Annotated in this window: 17 protein-coding genes; 9 read left to right on the forward strand and 8 right to left on the reverse strand. The window is 60.3% G+C overall.

Translation table 11 applies throughout. The features are described from left to right. Positions 1 to 3 precede the first annotated feature (3 nt). The 3 genes from AC0ZT5_RS22130 to lptF are packed head-to-tail and all read right to left on the reverse strand — an operon-like array spanning position 4 to position 4723. Positions 4 to 2439, reverse strand: coding sequence for an LPS-assembly protein LptD (locus AC0ZT5_RS22130; RefSeq protein ID WP_488498164.1), 2436 nt, complete (start codon positions 2437 to 2439; stop codon positions 4 to 6). Continuing rightward, positions 2439 to 3524, reverse strand: a complete 1086-nt coding sequence (lptG, locus tag AC0ZT5_RS22135) for an LPS export ABC transporter permease LptG (RefSeq protein WP_477287417.1) — start codon at positions 3522 to 3524, stop codon at positions 2439 to 2441. The genes AC0ZT5_RS22130 and lptG overlap by 1 nt, the downstream gene beginning before the upstream one ends. After that, positions 3521 to 4723 carry an LPS export ABC transporter permease LptF gene (gene lptF, locus AC0ZT5_RS22140; RefSeq protein ID WP_488498165.1) on the reverse strand — a complete coding sequence of 401 codons (1203 nt, stop codon included), beginning with the start codon at positions 4721 to 4723 and terminating at the stop codon, positions 3521 to 3523. The genes lptG and lptF overlap by 4 nt, the downstream gene beginning before the upstream one ends. On the opposite strand from lptF, the gene AC0ZT5_RS22145 reads away from it, so the two are divergent. Genes AC0ZT5_RS22145 through AC0ZT5_RS22155 form a run of 3 tightly spaced genes read left to right on the forward strand, consistent with a single transcriptional unit; the run spans position 4713 to position 7043 of the window. After that, on the forward strand, positions 4713 to 5075 hold the full coding sequence (locus AC0ZT5_RS22145) for a hypothetical protein (RefSeq protein ID WP_477287261.1): 363 nt from the start codon (positions 4713 to 4715) through the stop codon (positions 5073 to 5075). The two genes, lptF and AC0ZT5_RS22145, sit on opposite strands and share 11 nt — an antisense overlap. Beyond that, positions 5075 to 6565, forward strand: a complete 1491-nt coding sequence (locus tag AC0ZT5_RS22150; protein ID WP_488498166.1) for a leucyl aminopeptidase — start codon at positions 5075 to 5077, stop codon at positions 6563 to 6565. The genes AC0ZT5_RS22145 and AC0ZT5_RS22150 overlap by 1 nt, the downstream gene beginning before the upstream one ends. 28 nt (positions 6566 to 6593) lie before the next feature. Next, positions 6594 to 7043: a DNA polymerase III subunit chi gene (locus AC0ZT5_RS22155; protein ID WP_488498167.1), complete on the forward strand. Its 450-nt coding sequence runs from the start codon at positions 6594 to 6596 to the stop codon at positions 7041 to 7043. A gap of 28 nt (positions 7044 to 7071) precedes the next feature. Here AC0ZT5_RS22155 and AC0ZT5_RS22160 read toward each other — a convergent pair whose 3' ends face one another. Continuing rightward, positions 7072 to 7590, reverse strand: a complete 519-nt coding sequence (locus AC0ZT5_RS22160) for a DUF995 domain-containing protein (protein WP_488498168.1) — start codon at positions 7588 to 7590, stop codon at positions 7072 to 7074. A 60-nt stretch (positions 7591 to 7650) separates the two neighbouring features. Beyond that, entirely contained in the window at positions 7651 to 8574 is a 924-nt protein-coding gene (locus AC0ZT5_RS22165) for a glycoside hydrolase family 26 protein (RefSeq protein ID WP_488498169.1), read from the reverse strand. Between the two features lie 621 nt (positions 8575 to 9195). On the opposite strand from AC0ZT5_RS22165, the gene AC0ZT5_RS22170 reads away from it, so the two are divergent. The 3 genes from AC0ZT5_RS22170 (at position 9196) to AC0ZT5_RS22180 (ending at position 12505) form a co-directional block, all read left to right on the forward strand. Then, complete coding sequence (locus AC0ZT5_RS22170; RefSeq protein ID WP_488498170.1) at positions 9196 to 11073, forward strand: glycosyltransferase family 2 protein; 1878 nt, start codon at positions 9196 to 9198, stop codon at positions 11071 to 11073. Positions 11074 to 11089: 16 nt separating this feature from the next. Next, a complete protein-coding gene (locus AC0ZT5_RS22175) occupies positions 11090 to 11701 on the forward strand; it encodes a DUF995 domain-containing protein (protein ID WP_488498171.1) in 612 nt (203 codons plus the stop codon). 393 nt (positions 11702 to 12094) lie between these two features. Further along, complete coding sequence (locus tag AC0ZT5_RS22180; protein ID WP_488498172.1) at positions 12095 to 12505, forward strand: hypothetical protein; 411 nt, start codon at positions 12095 to 12097, stop codon at positions 12503 to 12505. Here the strand turns inward: AC0ZT5_RS22180 and galE are convergent. The 3 genes from galE to AC0ZT5_RS22195 form a co-directional block, all read right to left on the reverse strand. Continuing rightward, positions 12459 to 13538 carry a UDP-glucose 4-epimerase GalE gene (gene galE, locus AC0ZT5_RS22185; RefSeq protein ID WP_488498173.1) on the reverse strand — a complete coding sequence of 360 codons (1080 nt, stop codon included), beginning with the start codon at positions 13536 to 13538 and terminating at the stop codon, positions 12459 to 12461. The two genes, AC0ZT5_RS22180 and galE, sit on opposite strands and share 47 nt — an antisense overlap. Further along, complete coding sequence (locus tag AC0ZT5_RS22190; RefSeq protein ID WP_488498174.1) at positions 13535 to 14575, reverse strand: UDP-glucuronic acid decarboxylase family protein; 1041 nt, start codon at positions 14573 to 14575, stop codon at positions 13535 to 13537. Before AC0ZT5_RS22190 ends, galE begins: the two co-directional genes overlap by 4 nt. A gap of 1093 nt (positions 14576 to 15668) precedes the next feature. Beyond that, a complete protein-coding gene (locus tag AC0ZT5_RS22195) occupies positions 15669 to 16139 on the reverse strand; it encodes a carboxymuconolactone decarboxylase family protein (protein ID WP_488498175.1) in 471 nt (156 codons plus the stop codon). Positions 16140 to 16224: 85 nt separating this feature from the next. Between AC0ZT5_RS22195 and AC0ZT5_RS22200 the strand changes: the two genes are divergently transcribed. The 3 genes from AC0ZT5_RS22200 to AC0ZT5_RS22210 are packed head-to-tail and all read left to right on the forward strand — an operon-like array spanning position 16225 to position 18378. Then, positions 16225 to 16884: a TetR/AcrR family transcriptional regulator gene (locus tag AC0ZT5_RS22200; protein WP_488498176.1), complete on the forward strand. Its 660-nt coding sequence runs from the start codon at positions 16225 to 16227 to the stop codon at positions 16882 to 16884. Between the two features lie 37 nt (positions 16885 to 16921). Further along, positions 16922 to 17533 (forward strand): hypothetical protein, encoded by a 612-nt coding sequence (locus AC0ZT5_RS22205; RefSeq protein WP_488498177.1) that lies wholly within the window; start codon positions 16922 to 16924, stop codon positions 17531 to 17533. Further along, positions 17530 to 18378 carry a 23S rRNA (adenine(2030)-N(6))-methyltransferase RlmJ gene (locus AC0ZT5_RS22210; protein WP_488498178.1) on the forward strand — a complete coding sequence of 283 codons (849 nt, stop codon included), beginning with the start codon at positions 17530 to 17532 and terminating at the stop codon, positions 18376 to 18378. Before AC0ZT5_RS22205 ends, AC0ZT5_RS22210 begins: the two co-directional genes overlap by 4 nt. The last annotated feature ends 63 nt before the right edge of the window (positions 18379 to 18441 follow it).

Raw genomic sequence — 18441 nt, forward strand, 5'->3', positions numbered from 1 at the left:
CTGTTACTGGATCGAGTCGATGGCGCTGCTCGACGAGCCGAAATCGCCGAGGGTACGGAACGACAGGTTGAAGCCGATGGTCTGCGACACCTCCCTGGTGTTCAGGTCGCGCGACTGCGAGTACGTCATCAGATAGGTGAAGCAGGAGTCGTTGTAGGCGAAGCCGACGCCGTCCCTGACCAGCAGGCTTTCCTGCAAATCGTAGGTTCCGGTCCCGAAGACGCGCCAGTTCTCGGCGAGATGCGTCGATGCACCGAGCGTGACTTCGTGGCGGTCGGTCGTGAAACCGTAAAGCGGCTGTGCCTGGATGAAGGCGTATTTGGCGGTCAGCGATACCGGCAGGCCGGTATAGGCGGCCTTTAGCTCGCCGCGGCGCATTTCAAAAGTCTGTTCGTCGAACCGGCCGCTAACCGAGGCAGCAAAGCCATTGGGGCTGTTGACGCCAAACAGGCCGACATAGTCCGACTTGGTGTTGTCGAGGCCCGAAAAGGCGCCGACATTGACCAGATCCGGCGCGGCGAAGGAATTCTCGCCGCCTATCTGATAGGACTGGCCGAAAATGGCATTGGTGCCCCAGCCATTGTTGTAGGAGCCGGAATAGCGCAGGCCGACATTGGCGCGCGAACCACCTTCGACACGGTCGTAGCCGGAAAACTTGTCGCGTTCGAACAACGTGGTCGCGTCGAAGACCATGCTTTGGGCGTCTTCATTGGGAACCGCGAGCCCGCCGACATATTGCTCGTTCGGGCGCATGAAGACCTGTGCCATCGGCTCGACCACATGGCTCGAACTGGCAGCCGAAAACAGCACCGGCCAACGCATTTCGAGCCCGGCGGTTGCCATGAAACGAGCAAACGAAGAGCGCATGTCGTCCTGCTGGCCCAAATTCGTTGCCATCTGGTTGACGGCGGCAAGCGAAGCCGATGACGCGTTGACGTAGTCGACATCGCCCTGCAGCGCGAGCAATGGCGTCAGCACCAGCCCATTATCGGTGACGAAGGACCGCTTCCACTCGGCCTCGGTGGTGAGACGTCCGGATTCGCCTTCGATGCCGCGGACACGCTGGACACCCGACGCCGGTGTGTAGGGGGTGAAGTAGGTCTGATCGAGATCGTCGCGGCGGATGACGCGCGCGTTGGCATTGAGTGACAACTGACCGCCGGCCACCGACATGTCGGGAATATAGGCGTAGTCGAGCGTCGGCAGCACCCAGGGCTGCTGATTGCTGCGTGCGGAGATATTGCTATTGGGCGTATCTTCCTGCACCTCGAAGTGCATGGCGCGCAGGTCGAAATAGTTGCGGCCGTTGAGACCCGTCAGGTAGACCGACGACTGATGGACGCTGCTGCCGTACTTGTCGATGCCGTAGGTGTTCGAGAAGTTCTTGTCGGTCTGCAGCAGCACATCCCAGCCGAAATTCCAGCGCGGATTGATGGCGAACTGCCCCTGGGTGCCCATCATGCCGCGGAATTTGTTCGGATCGCCAACTTCACCCGAATTGATGTTGTGGCCAGCAGTGGCTGGGAATGCATCCGTGTCCAGGAAGGCATCAGGATCCCGCTGCTGAATCCCGGCAATCTTCAAACTGTACTGACCATTGTTGAAGCGCTGGCGCCACTCGGCCTCACCGAGGAAGCCTTGCTTGGTGTAGCCGGTGCCGGTGACGGTCAGGTCGTAGGTCGGTGACAAGGCGAAATAATAGGGAACCTTTACGCCGACGCCGAGATCGCTCTTGTAGACGATGCTGGGGATCAGGAAGCCGCTCTTGCGCTTCACTGTCGGGTCGGCAATCTCAAACGCGGGCAGGTAGGCAAGCGGGAAGCCGAAGAACTCGAAATTCGCATTCTCGAAGCGAACCGTCTTCTTCTCGCCGTTCCAGATGATTTTCCTGGCCTTGACGCGCCATGTCGGCGCCTTGTTGGGCTTGTCCTCGCACGGTTCGCAGGCGGTGTAGACGCCATTGTGGAACGTGGTCAGCACGCCGCCCATGCGCTCGGCGCTTTCGGCGGCAAAATAGGCCTTGTCGATGGTTTCGACGCGCAAAGCGTTGACGAAGCCGTCGGCGAAATCATCGGTGATGTCGATATGTTCCGAATTGATCTTGGTGCCGTCGCTGTTGACGACCTCGACATTGCCGCTCGCGACCATCCGCTTGGTGTTGCGGTTGTATTCGACCCGCTGGGCGACAAGGCGATTGCCGCCGTAGTCGATCTGCACGCCGCCGACGGCGGTCACCGTCTGGTTGTCGTTGTTGTAGACCAGCGTATCGGCCGCCAGCAGCATCTGCGAGCCGGACGGAACCGTGGCCGCCATGTCGCTGACGTCCTGCGCAAGCGCGGGCATCGGCACGGCGCAGGCAAGCAGGCACGCCAAGGCGCTAGCCGCATAGAGGCGCGCCAAACCGGCCTGCCTGTTGCTGGGCAAAAACGCCTCCCTCACTAGCCGTCTTCCTTGTATAGCAGGAAAGTTACCCCGAAGAACATAGCCACCACGACCGGGACCCAGGCGGCTACGACAGTCGGCACAAATCCCGCCACGCCGAATGCCTTCACCAGAACCGAAACGACATAAAGCAGAAAGCCGGCGACGATGCCACCCAGAATCATCGTCGCTGACTGTCCCATCCTAGCAAATCGCATTGAAACCGTTGCCGCAATCAGCGTCATGGCGACGAGAAGGAACGGCAACGCCACCAACGAATCAAACTGCATGGCAAAGGCATTTGCCTTGAGGCCGAAGGAGCGGGCAACCTCGATCTTTCCGGGCAGATCATAAAAAGGAATGGTTTCGGGGCGCGCCAGCCGCTCCTGCACGAATTCGGGCTTCAGATTGGTCGGCACGCGATCGTTTGTCGCTGCCTGGATCGTGCCGTTCTGGAACGTCCTGACGTCCTGCAATTCCCAATAGCCGTCGCGCAGGAAGGCGCGCGCGGCGTCCTTGCGCTCGACGATATTGCCTTGCGGGTCGAGAATGAAGAAGACGACATCGGCCATCTCGAGGCCTTGGTTGAGGATCGCTCGCGCGCCGATGATGGTGTCCCCGGAGCTGGTTTTCTGCCGGATCCAGGGTGCGGCATCGGCCGAAACCGTGTTCGATTTGCCGGAGCGGAGCTCGGTCTCGATCTGCTCGGACCAGGAAAAGGCGTGCGCGGCGAGGGGATTGATGACGCCGACTGACAGGACGCCGAACAGCAACGCTCCGATGCAGCACGGCAACAGGAATTGCCAGGCCGAAACGCCGGCGGAACGCGCGATGACCAGTTCGTAGCGCCGGTTGAGCGACACCAGTGTCGCCATCGCCGAGAAGAGGCCGACAAACGGGACCGTCTGCAGCATGATCATCGGCATCCGCAGCCCGGAAATGGCCACCGCCGTCCCGTAGGTGAAGCCGGGCAGGCCGGTGGTGCGGCCGGAAAGCTCGGTGAAATCGATCAGGAACACCAGCGCCAGGAGGCCGATGAAGAACCAGACGGTGATCGTCACGTAGCGGAAGAAGAAATATCGGCCCAGCGTCCAGCCCATCAGCTGACCCCTTGCCCTGAAGTGCCGCGTCCGGACATGCGCAGTTTCAGCGCGTTCCAGCTGTCACCGATGCGGGTGGCGAAATTGGTCATCCAGTCCGCCCAGGCTATCGGCAGTTCCAAGGTCCGATTTGAGACGATGAACCAGATCGCCACCGCCGAAGCCACGATGGGCACGCCGTAGACCATGTAGGCATATTGCGGGACCTCATCGGCCTTGCTGGCGGCAAAGAAGCCCAGCCAGCGCACGAACAGCGATACCGAAATCGCCGTGATCAGCGGATTGACGCGTGCCTCGCGGTGCGAGCGCGCGTCCCCGGCGACCGCGAGCGCGATCAGTGCGAAGACGATGGAATAGGTCCATTCCGAAAACCGCTGGTTGAGCTCGGCCCGGTATTCAAGCGGGATTTGCTGGTAGTTCTTGTCGTTGGGGTTTGGATTGAGCAGGTACTGCGTCGTCTGGTCCTTCGGCAGCAGCGTCACCTCCGAGGCGGCCGCCATGAAGGCCGACATGTCGAAGGCGTAGGATGTGAAGCGGATGACCGAAAGGTCGCCGGTCAGTGTTTTGCGATGGATGACGCCATCATTCATCATCAGCACCTTTTCGCCGCCGCGTTCGATGATGCTGCCGGTCTTGGCGTAGTAGACGAGGTTGACCCCTTCTTCGCGCGAATCCGCGACGAAGATGCCGCCCAGACGATTGTCGGGAAGCCGCTCGCCGATCTGCAGGAACAGCCCATCCTCGATCTTGCGGAAGGTGCCTTCCTGGATGATCAGCGACAACAGATCCGCGTGCGATGCCGCCACCAGCGCCCGGTTCTTCTGCCGTGCATAAGGGTCGATGCCATTGTCGACGGCAAAGGAAAAGACGCTGGCCGCGAGTGCCAGAAGCATGATCGGCCGCACGATCGTCCAGCGCGAGGCGCCCGCGGCGTTGACGACGGCGAGCTCGGAATCCGAATTCATGACACTAAGTGTCTGTGCCACCGCCACCACCACGGCAAAGGGGACGACGATCGGGATGATGGAGGGAAGGATGAGAGCGGCCACCTCGAAGAAGGTCAGCGACGACTGGCCGCTGTCGGTGACCAGGTCGATCTTGGCCAGCACCTGCGTGGTCCAGACGATGGCCAGTGTCCACACCAGCGCAGCCAAGAAGACCACGAAGGCGCGGCGCATGATGTAGCGTTCAATGACCTTCATGAAGGCTTTTCTCGATTTTCTCGAACGGCATCATGCCACCGCACAAGGTAGCTGTCCGGCGGCGCCTGCACAACTGGCTCCATGGATGGTCGATCCGGTTCCGTCCCACATTGCGCGCGCCCCGGCGGTCGGAGTGTCGGCGGCAATGGATAAGAAAGGGAAAACATCGATGGTTAACAACAAGTTGCGGCAAAAAGCGGGGCCGTGCCGCGAAGAATCACCATCGATTCCGTTGGTCATATGGGGTGCGAATTTGGCAAAGTCTTGCCAAATGCGGGAAAACGACCAAATGTCGCGCATCGCTTCGAACCACTTCCCCAAAAGCTACGCATTTTTCGAAAGCAGGACATGATGAGCCAAAGACCGTCGATCGCCTTCGCCAAATTTTCCGCGCCCAAGAATGGCACGGTCTTCGTGCTGTCGGCGGATGAGGGCGGCCTGAGCGATGCCGCCAAGGCTTGCGATCCGGGCAAGACATTGGAGCGGGCCTTTCCGGTCGCCGAATTCACCGGCAAGTTCGCCAGCACCGTCGAAGTTCTGGCGCCCGAAGGAGCGTCGCTCGACAGGCTGGTGGCGATCGGCGCCGGCAAGGTGTCGGGGCTCGACGAATATGCGTGGCTGAAGCTTGGCGGCACCATTGCCGGGTCGCTGCGCAAGGCGACCGACGTGGCCGTGGTGCTTGAAATGGTCGGCGCCTCGCCGAGCGGCAAGGAGGCGGCAAGCCTCGCTGCAGGCATTCTTCTGCGCAGCTATGCCTTCGACAAGTACAAGACCAGGAAGGACAAGGACGAGGCCGAGCCGAAAAGGCCGGTCAAGGTCACCATCCACACCGCCGCTCCGGCCGCTGCGAAGAAGGCCTTCGCGGACGCCGAAGCAGTGATGGACGGCGTGCTTCTGGCGCGTGACCTAGTCAACGAACCGGCAAACGTGCTTGGGCCCGTCGAGTTCGCCGCCCGCGCCAAGGAACTCGAGGCGCTCGGCGTCAAGGTGGAGATCCTGGCCGAGAAGGAGATGAAGAAGCTCGGCATGGGCTCGCTGCTCGGTGTCGCGCAGGGCTCGCCGCGCGGCGCCCGCATGGCGATCATGCAGTGGAACGGCGGTAAGCCAAAGGACAGCCCGGTTGCGTTCGTCGGCAAGGGCGTCACGTTCGACACCGGCGGCAATTCGATGAAGCCGGCCTCCGGCATGGAGGACATGAAGGGCGACATGGGTGGTGCCGCCGCCGTCACCGGCCTCATGCATGCGCTGGCCGCGCGCAAGGCGAAGGCCAATGTCGTCGGCGTCATCGGCCTTGTCGAGAACGCCGTCGACGGCCATGCCCAGCGCCCCGGCGACATCGTCACTTCGATGTCAGGGCAAACCATCGAGGTGCTCAACACCGACGCCGAAGGCCGCCTCGTGCTGGCCGACGCGCTGTGGTACTGCAACGACCGGTTCCAGCCGAAATTCATGGTCAATCTGGCGACGCTGACCGGTGCCATCATGGTGGCGCTCGGCCAGCACTATGCCGGGCTGTTTTCCAACAATGACGAATTGGCGCAAAGGCTGACGGCAGCGGGGCAGGCGACGCAGGAGCGGCTGTGGCGCATGCCGCTCGGCGCCGAATACGACAAGCTGATCGATTCCAAGAACGCTGATATGAAGAACATTGGCGGCCGCTATGGCGGCGCCATCATCGCGGCGCAGTTCCTGCAGCGCTTCGTCAAGGAGACCCCGTGGGCGCATCTCGACATTGCCGGCACGGCGATGGGCTCGCTGTCGAACGAGATCAACCAGTCCTGGGGTTCCGGTTTCGGCGTCAGGCTGCTCGATCGGCTGGTGCGAGACAATTATGAGCAGTGAGCGGGTTGATCCGGTATAGGCTGAGGCGATGGCCGACGTCCTGTTCTACCACCTGACCGAATCGACGCTGGAGGACGCGCTACCCGGCCTCCTGGAGCGCAGCATCGACCGTGGCTGGCGCGCCGTGGTGCAGGCCGGCACCGAGGAACGCCGCGATGCGCTCGACCAGCATCTTTGGACTTTTCGCGACGATTCGTTTCTCGCCCATGCAACCGATCGTGAGGCCTATCCCGGTGAACAGCCGATCCTGTTGACCACCGGCGACGGCAATCCCAACGAGGCAAAGATCCGCTTCCTGGTCGATGGCGCCATGCCGCCCGAGCTTGGCGGCTACGAGCGTGCGGTGTTCCTGTTCGACGGCCACGATGCCGCCCAGGTCGAGGCGGCCCGGGGGCACTGGAAGACGATGAAGGACGCCGGCCACGCCGTCACCTACTGGCAGCAGACGCCGGACCGGCGCTGGGAGCGCAAGGCGTAGGCCAGCGGCTTGTCGCGGATGACGCTGTCTACGGCTTTGCCTTGATCCGGTTTTGTTTCCAGGTGGCGTAGTCGCCATATTTTACTTTCATGAACTCGTCCGCCATGTTGCGATCCGAGTTCCTGAAAACGTACCAGTCGCCATCCGGAATCTTGCGCTGGTAAACCACCCTGCCGGCCTGGCGATGCTCGAAACAGGTGAGGGCATCGGAGTCACCGCCTGCTCCATGCCATTTTGCGCGGAAGCAGAGCTTGCCTCCTCCAGGGAGGAACCAGATGCCGTCGCCGTAGCCCAGTTTGCCTTTGTCCGAGGTCCAGGCGCTGAATTGGCGGCGTTGCACGGCAAAAAATCCGGCGCCGTTTTGACCCCAGAGCCACGAACGGTTCTGGTACATCCGGTAGATACCCGCATCGGGCACCGCCTCCGCTTGGCTGGCCAGTTCGGCGACTTGCGCTGCTGTCGCCGCTGCCGCGGGAAGCTGGAAGGCAAAAACACCAATGGAACAGGCAAGCGCCGTTCCGATACAATTCCCCAACACTCGTTTCACGACCCTACCCCACTATTTTACGCCACGCCCAGTTTTGCACCACACCCGGTACAGCACCCCCTAGGGCAAGATATGCTGGGTAACCCTCCAATCGGGCAGTCCATAGTCACCCAGCCACGGCCACACTTCCTTCTGGTTGAAGTAGACGACCGAGGTCAGAGCTGGAAATTCCGAATAGGACTTGCGGGAATCGATTTCCCATTGCGAGACATATTCCTGCTTCCCGACATAGCCGAGTTCCGCCACCACGACCGGCTTGTTGAAGCCCGCTACGCGGTCATAGCCGGGCTTCAGCGCCTCGGCGAACGTCCGGTCGTGACCGGTCTCGTTGTTGTCCTTCTTCTGCAGGCCGAACACCGATAGGCCGATGACGTCGACATAGTCGTCGCCGGGGTAATATTTTTCCAGACCTTCTTCGCCCTTGGGTGACCACATATATTTGGCGGCGGGGGCAGCCTTGCGGCAGATATCGACCTCGCGCTTGTAAGCGGCGATCCAGTCCTTGGGAGCCCAGTTGGCCCAGGTGAAACGGCCGTTCTTGTCCTCCATTTCCTGCGCCCAGCGAATGGTTACCGGGCTCTTCATGGCCCCCACCAGATTGCAGATTGCCTGCATGTTGGCGTCATACTTTCCGCTCAATATGCCGTTGCGCAGTTCGGGCGGGGTGATGCGCCAGTCCTTCGACCAGGTCCACGGCTCGATGGTGATCAACAGCGACCGGTTTCGCTGAAGGGCATAGGCGTCGGCCAGGGGAAGGCTCGCCAGGTCGACGTCTTCCCAGGGCAGGAACAACTCTTCGATGCTGGCGCTCTTGTCGGCACTGAAGTCACCGTAGGGATCATAGGATCCGAACGCCGACGCGGCGCTGCTCGTCTGAACGGGGTCGGTCGTGGCCACTGAGCCGGCGCCTCCCGCAGTGGGGAACGCGGCGCTTGCGCCCAACACAAGCGCGATCGCGAGTGCATTTGCTGTGGTGTGTTTCATGTTTGATACTCCCATAGCTTCAACATCCTGCGGAAGTTGAAGCCTCGCCCGTGCGCGCCGATGCTTGATCGACACGACTACCCAACCGATCGGCAATACTGGTGGAATCCGCGGGATTTCTGAGCGACCATAGGCGGGTGTGCGAACCTTCGCAGAGAGCCCACCAGACGATTATCTATCTCTCAAGGCGCCGACATCGACGAGTTACTGAGAGAAGGTTCGCCGCGATACTCACAAATTCGCGCCAATATCCCGATATATCATCCCTGGCTAAATTAAGAGCCGCTCGCGACCGAGAGTCAAGCGCAATTAACGGTTGCTTAACCCTGTCTTTCACAACATGGTTAACGCTGCTCTCGAGCCTGATCGCGACCGAAAAGCCTCGACCTCGTCAGCTTCCGACACAAGAAAACTTTGCCGGCTCGACATCTCGGGGGCTGCGTCGGTTGCGGTTATTCCCCTCCCGATTCAAGGTGTTAGGTTAACCAGATCGCAAGAATCATGGTTAACGAACGCTTAATTTAGTTGACTCTAACTAAGCGCGGACTGATTCTGTCGCCGGGATTTGAGAGCTTTCAGCCATCTGTCGGCGGAGAGCCCAAAGTGGCGGCGGGTAAGTGTATGAGTGCTTCCGTTCAGGCAGGCATTGTCGACCATGCAAGCAGGCGGGCACGGCGACCTAAGACGGCTCTCGCCACTGCGCGGAAGGGCCCTTTTCTGGTGCCCGTGCTGTCGGCCATCCAGCAATGGATCTTGAGACTGGCCCTGGCCTTCTGGTTTGTCACGCTCGGATTCTTCTGGTTCTGGTGGCTGAAGCCCGAGCACGTCGAGCATGTCGGGCCATACGCATTCGCGACGCTCATTCTGGTATGGCTCACGCTCATGCCGTTGTACTTCCTCCTGAATGTGCATGCGTCGAAAAAGCCGTCGAAGCTTCACGCAATCCCTGAGCATTCGCGGGTCGCGATGGTGGTTACCAAGGCGCCGTCCGAGCCTTTTGCCGTGGTCGCACGCACGCTCGAAGCGATGCTGGTGCAGGATTATCCGCACGATACCTGGCTGGCAGACGAGGATCCATCCGAGGAGACGATCGCCTGGTGCGTTGCCCACAACGTCATGATTTCGACCCGGCGCGGCCGGGAAGATTATCATCGCAAGGTGTGGCCGCGCCGGACGCGCTGCAAAGAGGGGAACCTGGCATTTTTCTACGATCATTATGGCTACGAGCGCTATGATTTCGTCGCTCAGTTGGATGCCGACCACGTGCCGACGCCAACCTATCTGAGGGAAATCCTGTTTCCCTTCGCCGACCCCGCGGTTGGCTATGTCTCGGCGCCGAGCATTTGCGACAACAATGCCGCCGAGAGCTGGTCGGCGCGCGGCAGGCTGTTTCCGGAAGGGATGTTTCACGGTCCCTTGCAGTCCGGCCATACGGGCGGCGGGGCTCCGCTCTGCATCGGCTCGCACTATGCCGTGCGAACTGTCGCGCTGAGGCAAGCGGGTGGTCTCGGCCCGGAACTGGCCGAGGACCATTCGACGTCGATGCTGATCAATGCGGCCGGATGGCGCGGCGTGCATGCCATCGACGCGATCGCGCATGGCGATGGCCCGCAGACCTTTGCCGATCTTGTCACGCAGGAATTCCAGTGGTCGCGGAGCCTGATGACGATCTTGCTCGAATACTCGCCCAGCTACCTTCCCAAGCTGCCGCCGCGCTTGAAATTTCAGTTCCTGTTTTGCCAGCTGTGGTATCCATTGTTCGCCACATTTGCGCTTCTGATGTACGTCATGCCCATATACGCGCTCTGTTCGGGCCAGAACTTCGCCAACGTGATGTATGTCGACTTCCTGTTCTACTATGCGCCGAACTCGATTGCCCTCATCGTCCTCGTGATGATGTTGAAGGCGTTCGGGCTTTCGCGCCCGATCACCGCCAAGACGCTCAGCTGGGAAGGGACGCTGTTCCTGTTCTTCGCTCGTTGGCCATGGGTGCTCGCCGGAACGCTGTCGTCGATCCGCGACTATCTGACCAAATCCTTCGTCGATTTCCGCGTTACTCCCAAGGGCAGCGGCCCCAAGGACCTTCTGCCGGCGCGCGTCATCGTTCCTTATGTGGTGCTTGCGATTGGTGCGTCGTTGCCGGTTCTTCTGGTGGATCATCCTTCGAATTCCACCGGCTTCTACTGGTTCGCCGCATTCAATGCGCTGATCTACGGGCTACTTGTGGTTGTGATCGTCACCAGGCACCTCGTCGAGAACAGGATTTCGCTGCGCGCCAATGGTGTGAAACTCGCCTGGCAGGCATCGCTCGCCTGTGTTGCGCTCTCGGTTCCGGCGGCGGGATTTTACGACCGCGGACTGGAAGGCATCTATGGGCTGCAGCAAGGCGCCGGCAGCGTTCGCATCGTCAGGATCGCCTACGTGGTTTCAGGCGCTGGCCGCGGCGAGACCGGCGACCGCAACTTCTACTTCGATCCTGGCTGGAACGAGAAGCGGTGACAGACAGAAGCGACAGATGGTACGCTGGCGCGCCCTGTCTCACCCTCAGCCGGTTGTCATTTGGAGGATCACTTCTGTGGTTGGTATCCTGTCGATCCGCTGCTTCCTGTTGGCGATGATCGTTGCGCCGCCGCTGTTGGTCAGTGGCCTAAACGCCGCGTCGGCCGAAGAGGTTGATTTGTCGGCGGTCGCTGCGGCTGAGCCGCTCACCCCGGCGGAACTGTTTCCCCTCTATGCCGACCGCACATGGGTCTGGGAAAGCGGTGCTGCCTATTTTGCCAAGGATGGGCGCCAACTTCGCGCCTGGACCGGCGGCGCGAATGCGACGATCGGCCAGGGCAGGTGGTTGATCACCAAGAATGGCAAATTATGCATGGATGCAAAATGGAAGACGCTTGCTGGTAGCTCGCAGGGGCGAACCTGCTTCAGCCATCACCGATTGGGCGGCACGATATACCAGATGAAGGATCCCAGCGGTTCCTGGTATGTTTTCCAGGCGTCGCCGGCGCAGCCCGGGCAGGAGTACGACAAGTTCAAATCCGGCGACACGACCGCTGCGACTTTCGACAAGATGCGTCAGATGATCAGCCCTGATCAGAAGCCAGCGCCGGTCAAAAGCGGCGGTTGAGCGGAACTGCCACCTGGCACGAGCCATGACACACCCAGTGATTTTCGCAACCCGCGCCGGGCACTCATCCTGACCGGTCGAGAAAACAATCCAGATCCGTCTCTGTGTCGAGAGCACGATGCTCCTGTCGGTGCCTGTCAAGGCGTTGCCGAATCGCTTATCGTGGAGCTTCAGGCAGTACGGCCAGTGCCGTTGGCGGGCCGACTGCCGATTGATCGCATTATAATAAAATCCGACGCAACGACCAGACGGTAAGCTCACCATTCGGTTTTCATGAATTTTAATAAGTGAAGTCTAATGTTCCTGCGTATGTGGTAGCGAGCAGTCGCTTAAGCGGCGTGAAAGCGACGAAAGCAAAGTATGTCGCAACGCGCCTTTGGCAGGGGACACCTAATGAAAAATTCCGCAATGGGCGCGTTTCGCTCGGGCAAGAACAGTGCATTTATGATTGTGGCTGCGGTGGCGATCGCGATGGTTTCGGGTTGCCAGAGCGTCGATGCAACCAAGACCAATTCGGTCCTCGTCAAGCCTATGGTCCACTCGCTTAGCAGTAAACCCGCGGTCCAGCCGTTCATCGCTCATTCGTCCAGAAGCGAGCCTCTTGTCTATATGACGAGCGCGGTGCGGACCATTGAAAGAGCCTACGCTTTTGCATCGCCGCCGCGGATCAAGGTCCGCACGCCGGCCCCGGTGAAGGCCTCTTACAATCCGGGCAACGGTGGCACGTTCCTGGGGAATTCGCCGTATATCTGCAGCCCTAGCGGATTTGGCCAGCGCGCGAGCTGCCGCCCCCGCTATTCCTGAGCCAGCGAGCGGCGACAGGCGCTGCCGTCTTGGTTGGCGGCAGTCTCGTCCGTTTCGCCTTCAGGCCAAAGAATGGGGCGGCCGTCCTGACGATCGTGTCGATGTCGGAAAGCTCCGGCACAAAGCCAAGATGTTCGCGTGCGCTTCCCGGATCGGCGTAGAGCTCCGCCGGGTCTCCCGGGCGCCGGGTCCTGAAGACGGCCGGAACCGATCTTGCCGTCACTCGGCTGACCGCCTGGACAATCTCCTTGATGGACACGCCCCGGCCAGTGCCGAGGTTGACCGCCAGGCTTTGTCCGCCGCCCTCGAGATGTATGAGAGCTTTCAGATGGGCCCGGGCCAGATCGCTGACGTGGATATAATCCCTTACGCACGTGCCGTCCGACGTGTCGTAGTCCGTGCCGAAAACCTCGATCTCGTCGATGATGCCTGATGCGGCCATGAGCACTCTGGGAATCAGGTGCGTCTCGGGCGAATGCCACTCACCAAGCTCGCCGTCGGGGTCGGCGCCGCAAGCGTTGAAATAGCGCAGGATGGCAAATTTCATTCCGTATGCGGACGCATAGTCGCCAATGATCTGTTCGCCCATCAGCTTGGTGCGCCCGTAAGGGCTGATCGGATTTTGCGAGGACGTTTCGCGAACAGGCAACGCTTCCGGCACGCCGTAGGTTGCGCAGCTGCTGGAGAAGATGATGTTGTCGATGGCGTTTGCGCGCGCCGCATCGAGCACGGCGATGGTGCCCGTCACATTGGTCGAATAGTAATCAGCCGGCTCGTGAACGGACTCGCCGACATAGGCCAGCGCCGCAAAGTGGATGACCGCTGTCGGCCGGTACGTCGTCATCGCCCGCTGCAACGCATCCCGGTCCCGGATATCGCCGACGACAAGCGGGCCCCAGGCGACGGATTTCTCGTTGCCGCGGCTCAGATTGTCGAAAACCACCGGCAAATAGCCGGCGCCGGCCAACTGTTTGCAGGTGTGGCTGCCGATGAACCCGGCACCACCCGTCACCAGGATTGCCCGGCGAGTCATGACGCCGCGGCTCCTTTGACCAGTTTGCTTCCGTAGAGCAGGGTGTCAAAATAGTCGACGGTCTGCGCGAGCCCCTGGCTCAGGCTGATTTTCGGCTCCCAACCGAGATTGGCCCTGGCAAAGGAAATGTCCGGCTTGCGCTGTCTGGGATCGTCGACCGGCAGAGGCCGATGCACGATCTTCGATCGAGAGTTGGTATAGCTGATGACCAGCGTCGCCAGTTCCATGATGGTGAATTCGCCGGGATTGCCGAGGTTGACTGGATGCGCGGGCGCAATCGGCGCATTCATCAGCCGGACAAAGCCCTCGATCAGGTCGTCGGCATAGCAGAAGGAACGCGTCTGCATGCCGCTGCCATAGACGGTCAGGTCTTGGCCGCGCAGCGCCTGGACGATGAAATTCGAAACCACGCGCCCGTCATCGGGCTGCATGCGGCGGCCATAGGTGTTGAAAATGCGGGCGACGCGGATATCGAGGCCGTATGTTCTCGAATAGTCGAAGAACAGGGTTTCGGCCGAGCGCTTGCCCTCGTCATAGCAGGACCGCGGTCCGTGTGTATTGACGTTGCCGAAGTAGCTCTCGGGCTGTGGGTGGACGAAAGGGTCGCCATAGACTTCGGACGTCGAGGCCTGGAATATCTTGGCGTTGTTCTGTCGCGCCAGTTCCAGAAGGTTCAGTGAACCAAGCACGCTCGTCTTGAAGGTATGGATCGGGTCTTCCTGGTAATGCGGCGGAGAGGCTGGGCAGGCGAGATTGTAGATCTCATCGAACTGAAGACCCAAAGGCAGCGCATTGACGATGTCGTGCTCGATGCAGGTGAATCTCGGATTACGCAGAAGGGCATTGAGATTGTATCTCTTGCCGGTGTGGAAATTGTCCAGCGCGACAACGTCATATCCGTCCCGCAAAAGACGTTCACACAGATGCGATCCCAAAAATCCCGCACCTCCGGCGACCAGGGCGCGGCTTCGGTTTTGGTTGGCGCCCCTTTGACCGCTCCCGGACTCCAGTTTCAGAACCTTGATGAGCTTACTCATGCTTTCCTCTCACGCACCGCGTACGCTACCGCCCGGGCCGGGACAAAAGCATTGCCCGGCCACGTCCTTCAGAACGTGGCAAACCTCCGCGTCTGCGGAACCGCCATCATTGATGTGCGCTAATGTTCTTGGGCTCGCGGAGCTTGTGCTGCTACACGATCTGTATGCTGCCGTTCAGCATTTCTCTGCGCCCCGAAATCGCGATCACACGCCCAGTGTCATCATCGTCGATTGCTCGCCCAAATTGCACATCCCAACGCATTGAAAATATACCTGTGGAAATCCTAGTCAACTAAATTAGAGAATCCTTAACCATCTCTGTTCGCGAATGGTTAATCATGAGCCGGTCGGACCCGCACTATTCCGGAAGCGGATCCTCGTTGTGAATCAATGTATTGGTTCGCTGCCGAAAAACCCGTCGACAGGCCTGGCAAGCCGTTTTCAGGTGATGTCGAAGCCCTGACGGCGAGGAAATGCCGGGATCGGCACCCATGGTCCAATTCAGAATATAGTCCAGGAAACATTCAACTGAAAATGGACTTAAGCGATCTGGACGAATCGTCAAACCTTCAGCGTGCAATGGGATTGTTGTCAAAAACCGCTCGGGCTACAAATATAAAGATTTTGACGCGCATGTTTCATCAATGAATCTTGATAAAAAGCTGACGCGTCACAGCCTGATATTACAGAAAGAAAACAAAAAGCCAAAAAGCGATAAAAAAATTGCTGAGCGGAGGTGAAGTTGGCTCTCGCGCTTTTTCCAGGTTTTGCTTGTAATCCTCGTGCATCAGGCCACCTCTTCGCCAAGGCCGTGTCAATGGTCTCATTTTGTGGCGATGCGCGCATAGGTATACATTTCGCAGGGGAGTATCGGTCATTTTAGTATGGCTTTTGAGCGCATAGGTAGAGTGTCGTCTCCACGGTTTGCTTGACCGGGCATGTGAGCGTACGGGCGCGACTGGCTAGGCAATGCCAGATGCGGTGATGGCCGGCATTCGCGGGCCATCACAATCAGGAATAAGCGACGAACAAAGGCGACCACACTGTCTCGGATTGGTCCGGAATCGCTGGCCGTTTCGAGGGTCGGGATATGCTACTCTCCGCCCATTTCCTTCTTGAACGTGTCGAAATCGACCTGCATTCCGTTGAAGATGGTGCTCCAGTGGCGGGTCAGCGCAGCCATTGTCACGGCTTCCTGGATCTCTTCGTCGGTGGCGCCGGCGCGCTTGGCGTCCTGGGTGTCCGACCAGATGCAGTAGTTGCAAGGTATCTGCGCCGCCACCGCCAGCGAAATCAGCGACTTGATCTTTGGTGGCAGCGCTGTCTTGTCGCTGAGTTGGATGGCCTTGACCTCGGCCCAGGCCCCAGGCAGGCCGGCTTTGGGGAACTGCTTCACAAAGCTGGGAACACCGCCCATGGTCGACTGGATGTCCTTGATGGTTGCATCGTATTCATCGGCATGGGCCGAAGCCGCGCCGAGCGACAGGACGCAGGCTGCGGCGGCGAGCAGGAACGCACGGCGGATGGACGACTGCACGGATTTGGAAATGCGACGGTTCGACATGGTTTTCTCCTCTGGTCTTTGCTAGCCTTACTGTGTAAGGTAGTGTCGAAAATGTACCTTACAGTGTAAGTTGTCAAGCGACGCCATGGACTCATCGATCAAGAAAAAGAGAGTGCGCGGTCGGTTGTCTCGCGAGATGATCGAAGACGCGGCCTTCCAGGTGATCGAGCGTGAGGGGCTTGCCGGCTTTTCGATGCGCAAGCTGGCGGCCGCGCTCGGCTGCGAGGCGATGAGCATCTATCATCACTTCCCCTCGCAGGCGCATCTCTACGAGGCGCTGGTCGATCGGCAGATCAGCGCGATAGTTATCCCCGACGCCGGCGTGCCCTGGCGCGAAAGGATCCGCATCGGCATGCAGGAATACCGTCGCGTTGCGACCGAGTATCCGGCCTTCGCGCCGTTTGTTGTCGTCTACCGCATGAATTCGCCGCCATGTCTTGCCAAGCTGGATAGTGTCATCGGCCTGTTCGAAGCAGGCGGCTTCGGTCCGGAACTGAGCGCACGGCTGTTCCGCGCCGCGAGCTACTACCTTATGGGTGCGATCCTTGACGAGACCGCGGGTTACGCCAAGGGTCCTTCGGCGGTGACCACGGTCAGCGACGAGCAGCTAGCGCGGGATTTTCCCAGCGTGATGACAGCCGGGGCCTATTTTGGTAGGGCCGGTTTCGACAAGACGTTCGAACTCGGCCTTGAGATGCTGCTGGATGAAATGGAACGCCTTCGCGACCGCACCAATGCGAGCTAGTTGTCCGGCAAGGTACGATTACAAGGTGGCTGTCTGAATGCGCTTTCTGTTTGTCCTGATCTTGCTCGCCGGCATCGGCAGCGGTTTCATCTATCCCTGGGCGATGAGCAATTTCTCCGGCCACGAGATCGGCACCTGGCGCGTCTACGAGCAGGGCCGCTTCAAGCCGCTGACGGTGCCGCTCAGCAGCCGCGACGCACCGGTGCGGGTGCTGGTGGACCTGACCGCGAGGGCCGAGCGCATCGTCTCGCGGCAGCGCACGGTGCTGACGCTGACATCAGCCACCAATGGCCGAACGGTGCTTGCCTCGACGCTGCAGTTCAACCATTCGGACAACCCACGCCAGGCCAGCCCGCAACTGCCCGACAAGATTTTTCGTGATGAGGCCGGTGTGATCGCGAGCGTCAGCCCCGGTCCGTACATCTTCACCGTCGGTCCCGGTGATGCCGATGACATTCCGATGCGCGCGGTCGATCTGATCCTTCGCTCCGGTGCCGGCGAGATCGACAGCCGCGCCCGGCCGATCGGCTACGCGCTGATGGCGGTCGGCCTGATCGGGTTTTTGCTCTCCCTGCGTAGTCGTGGCGGCCGGCCGGAAAATCCGAATTCGCAGCCGCCACCGCCACGCTGGGGCAGGGGCGCCAAGTGAACTACCGCCACGCCTACCACGCCGGAAATTTCGCCGATGTCGTCAAGCATGTCGTGATGACGCGGTTGCTCGACTATCTGAAGCAGAAGGACAAGGCGTTTCGTGTCATCGACACCCATGCCGGCATCGGCCGCTACGATCTGTCCTCGGTCGAAGCGCAAAAGACCGGCGAGTGGCAAGGCGGCATCGGCCGGCTGATCGATGCCTCGTTCGCCACGCCGGTGACGGCACTGCTCGCGCCCTATCTGGAGACCGTGCGGTCGCTCAATCCCGAGGGCGGCATCCAGAAATATCCGGGCTCACCGCTGATCGCGCGCCATCTCCTGCGCAAGCAGGATCGGCTCTCGGCGATCGAGCTGCATCCCAAGGATGTCGCGAAGTTGAGAACCCTCTTTGCCGGCGATTTCCAGACCCGTGTCATCGAGCTCGATGGCTGGCTGGCGCTCGGCGCGCATCTGCCGCCGAAGGAAAAGCGCGGCCTGGTGCTCATCGATCCGCCGTTCGAGGAAGCGGGTGAGTTCGAGCGCCTAGTCGACGGGCTCATAAGGGCGCACAAGCGCTGGCCGGGCGGCATCTACGCGCTGTGGTATCCGATCAAGGACCGCAAGGCGATCATCGCTTTCCGCAAGGCGCTGAAGCAATCCGGCATTCCGAAGCTGCTTGACATAGAATTCGAGATCAGGCCCGCCTCTTCGCAACCCAATCTCGACGGCAGCGGCCTGCTGGTGGTCAACCCGCCTTTCACGCTGGAGGGCGAACTGCGGACATTGCTGCCGGCTTTGCACAGGGTGCTCGCCGTGGAAAAGCCGGCGCACTGGTCGCTGGAATGGCTGGCCGGCGAGTAGAGAGGCGCGGGGGGCTTGCGCTCCCTTTTGCGTCCGGGTCTCTCCGTGCCGGAGCCATTCCGG

The organism is Mesorhizobium sp. CNPSo 4670 (genome assembly GCF_057784235.1).

Bases quoted from the DNA above. Each gene is read 5' to 3' on its own strand.
- AC0ZT5_RS22145 (WP_477287261.1), top strand. From the start codon at position 4,713: ATGACCTTCATGAAGGCTTTTCTCGATTTTCTCGAACGGCATCATGCC.
- lptF (WP_488498165.1), bottom strand. From the start codon at position 4,723: ATGAAGGTCATTGAACGCTACATCATGCGCCGCGCCTTCGTGGTCTTC.
- AC0ZT5_RS22150 (WP_488498166.1), top strand. From the start codon at position 5,075: ATGAGCCAAAGACCGTCGATCGCCTTCGCCAAATTTTCCGCGCCCAAG.
- AC0ZT5_RS22155 (WP_488498167.1), top strand. From the start codon at position 6,594: ATGGCCGACGTCCTGTTCTACCACCTGACCGAATCGACGCTGGAGGAC.
- AC0ZT5_RS22165 (WP_488498169.1), bottom strand. From the start codon at position 8,574: ATGAAACACACCACAGCAAATGCACTCGCGATCGCGCTTGTGTTGGGC.
- AC0ZT5_RS22170 (WP_488498170.1), top strand. From the start codon at position 9,196: ATGAGTGCTTCCGTTCAGGCAGGCATTGTCGACCATGCAAGCAGGCGG.
- AC0ZT5_RS22175 (WP_488498171.1), top strand. From the start codon at position 11,090: ATGGTACGCTGGCGCGCCCTGTCTCACCCTCAGCCGGTTGTCATTTGG.
- AC0ZT5_RS22180 (WP_488498172.1), top strand. From the start codon at position 12,095: ATGAAAAATTCCGCAATGGGCGCGTTTCGCTCGGGCAAGAACAGTGCA.
- galE (WP_488498173.1), bottom strand. From the start codon at position 13,538: ATGACTCGCCGGGCAATCCTGGTGACGGGTGGTGCCGGGTTCATCGGC.
- AC0ZT5_RS22190 (WP_488498174.1), bottom strand. From the start codon at position 14,575: ATGAGTAAGCTCATCAAGGTTCTGAAACTGGAGTCCGGGAGCGGTCAA.
- AC0ZT5_RS22195 (WP_488498175.1), bottom strand. From the start codon at position 16,139: ATGTCGAACCGTCGCATTTCCAAATCCGTGCAGTCGTCCATCCGCCGT.
- AC0ZT5_RS22200 (WP_488498176.1), top strand. From the start codon at position 16,225: ATGGACTCATCGATCAAGAAAAAGAGAGTGCGCGGTCGGTTGTCTCGC.
- AC0ZT5_RS22205 (WP_488498177.1), top strand. From the start codon at position 16,922: ATGCGCTTTCTGTTTGTCCTGATCTTGCTCGCCGGCATCGGCAGCGGT.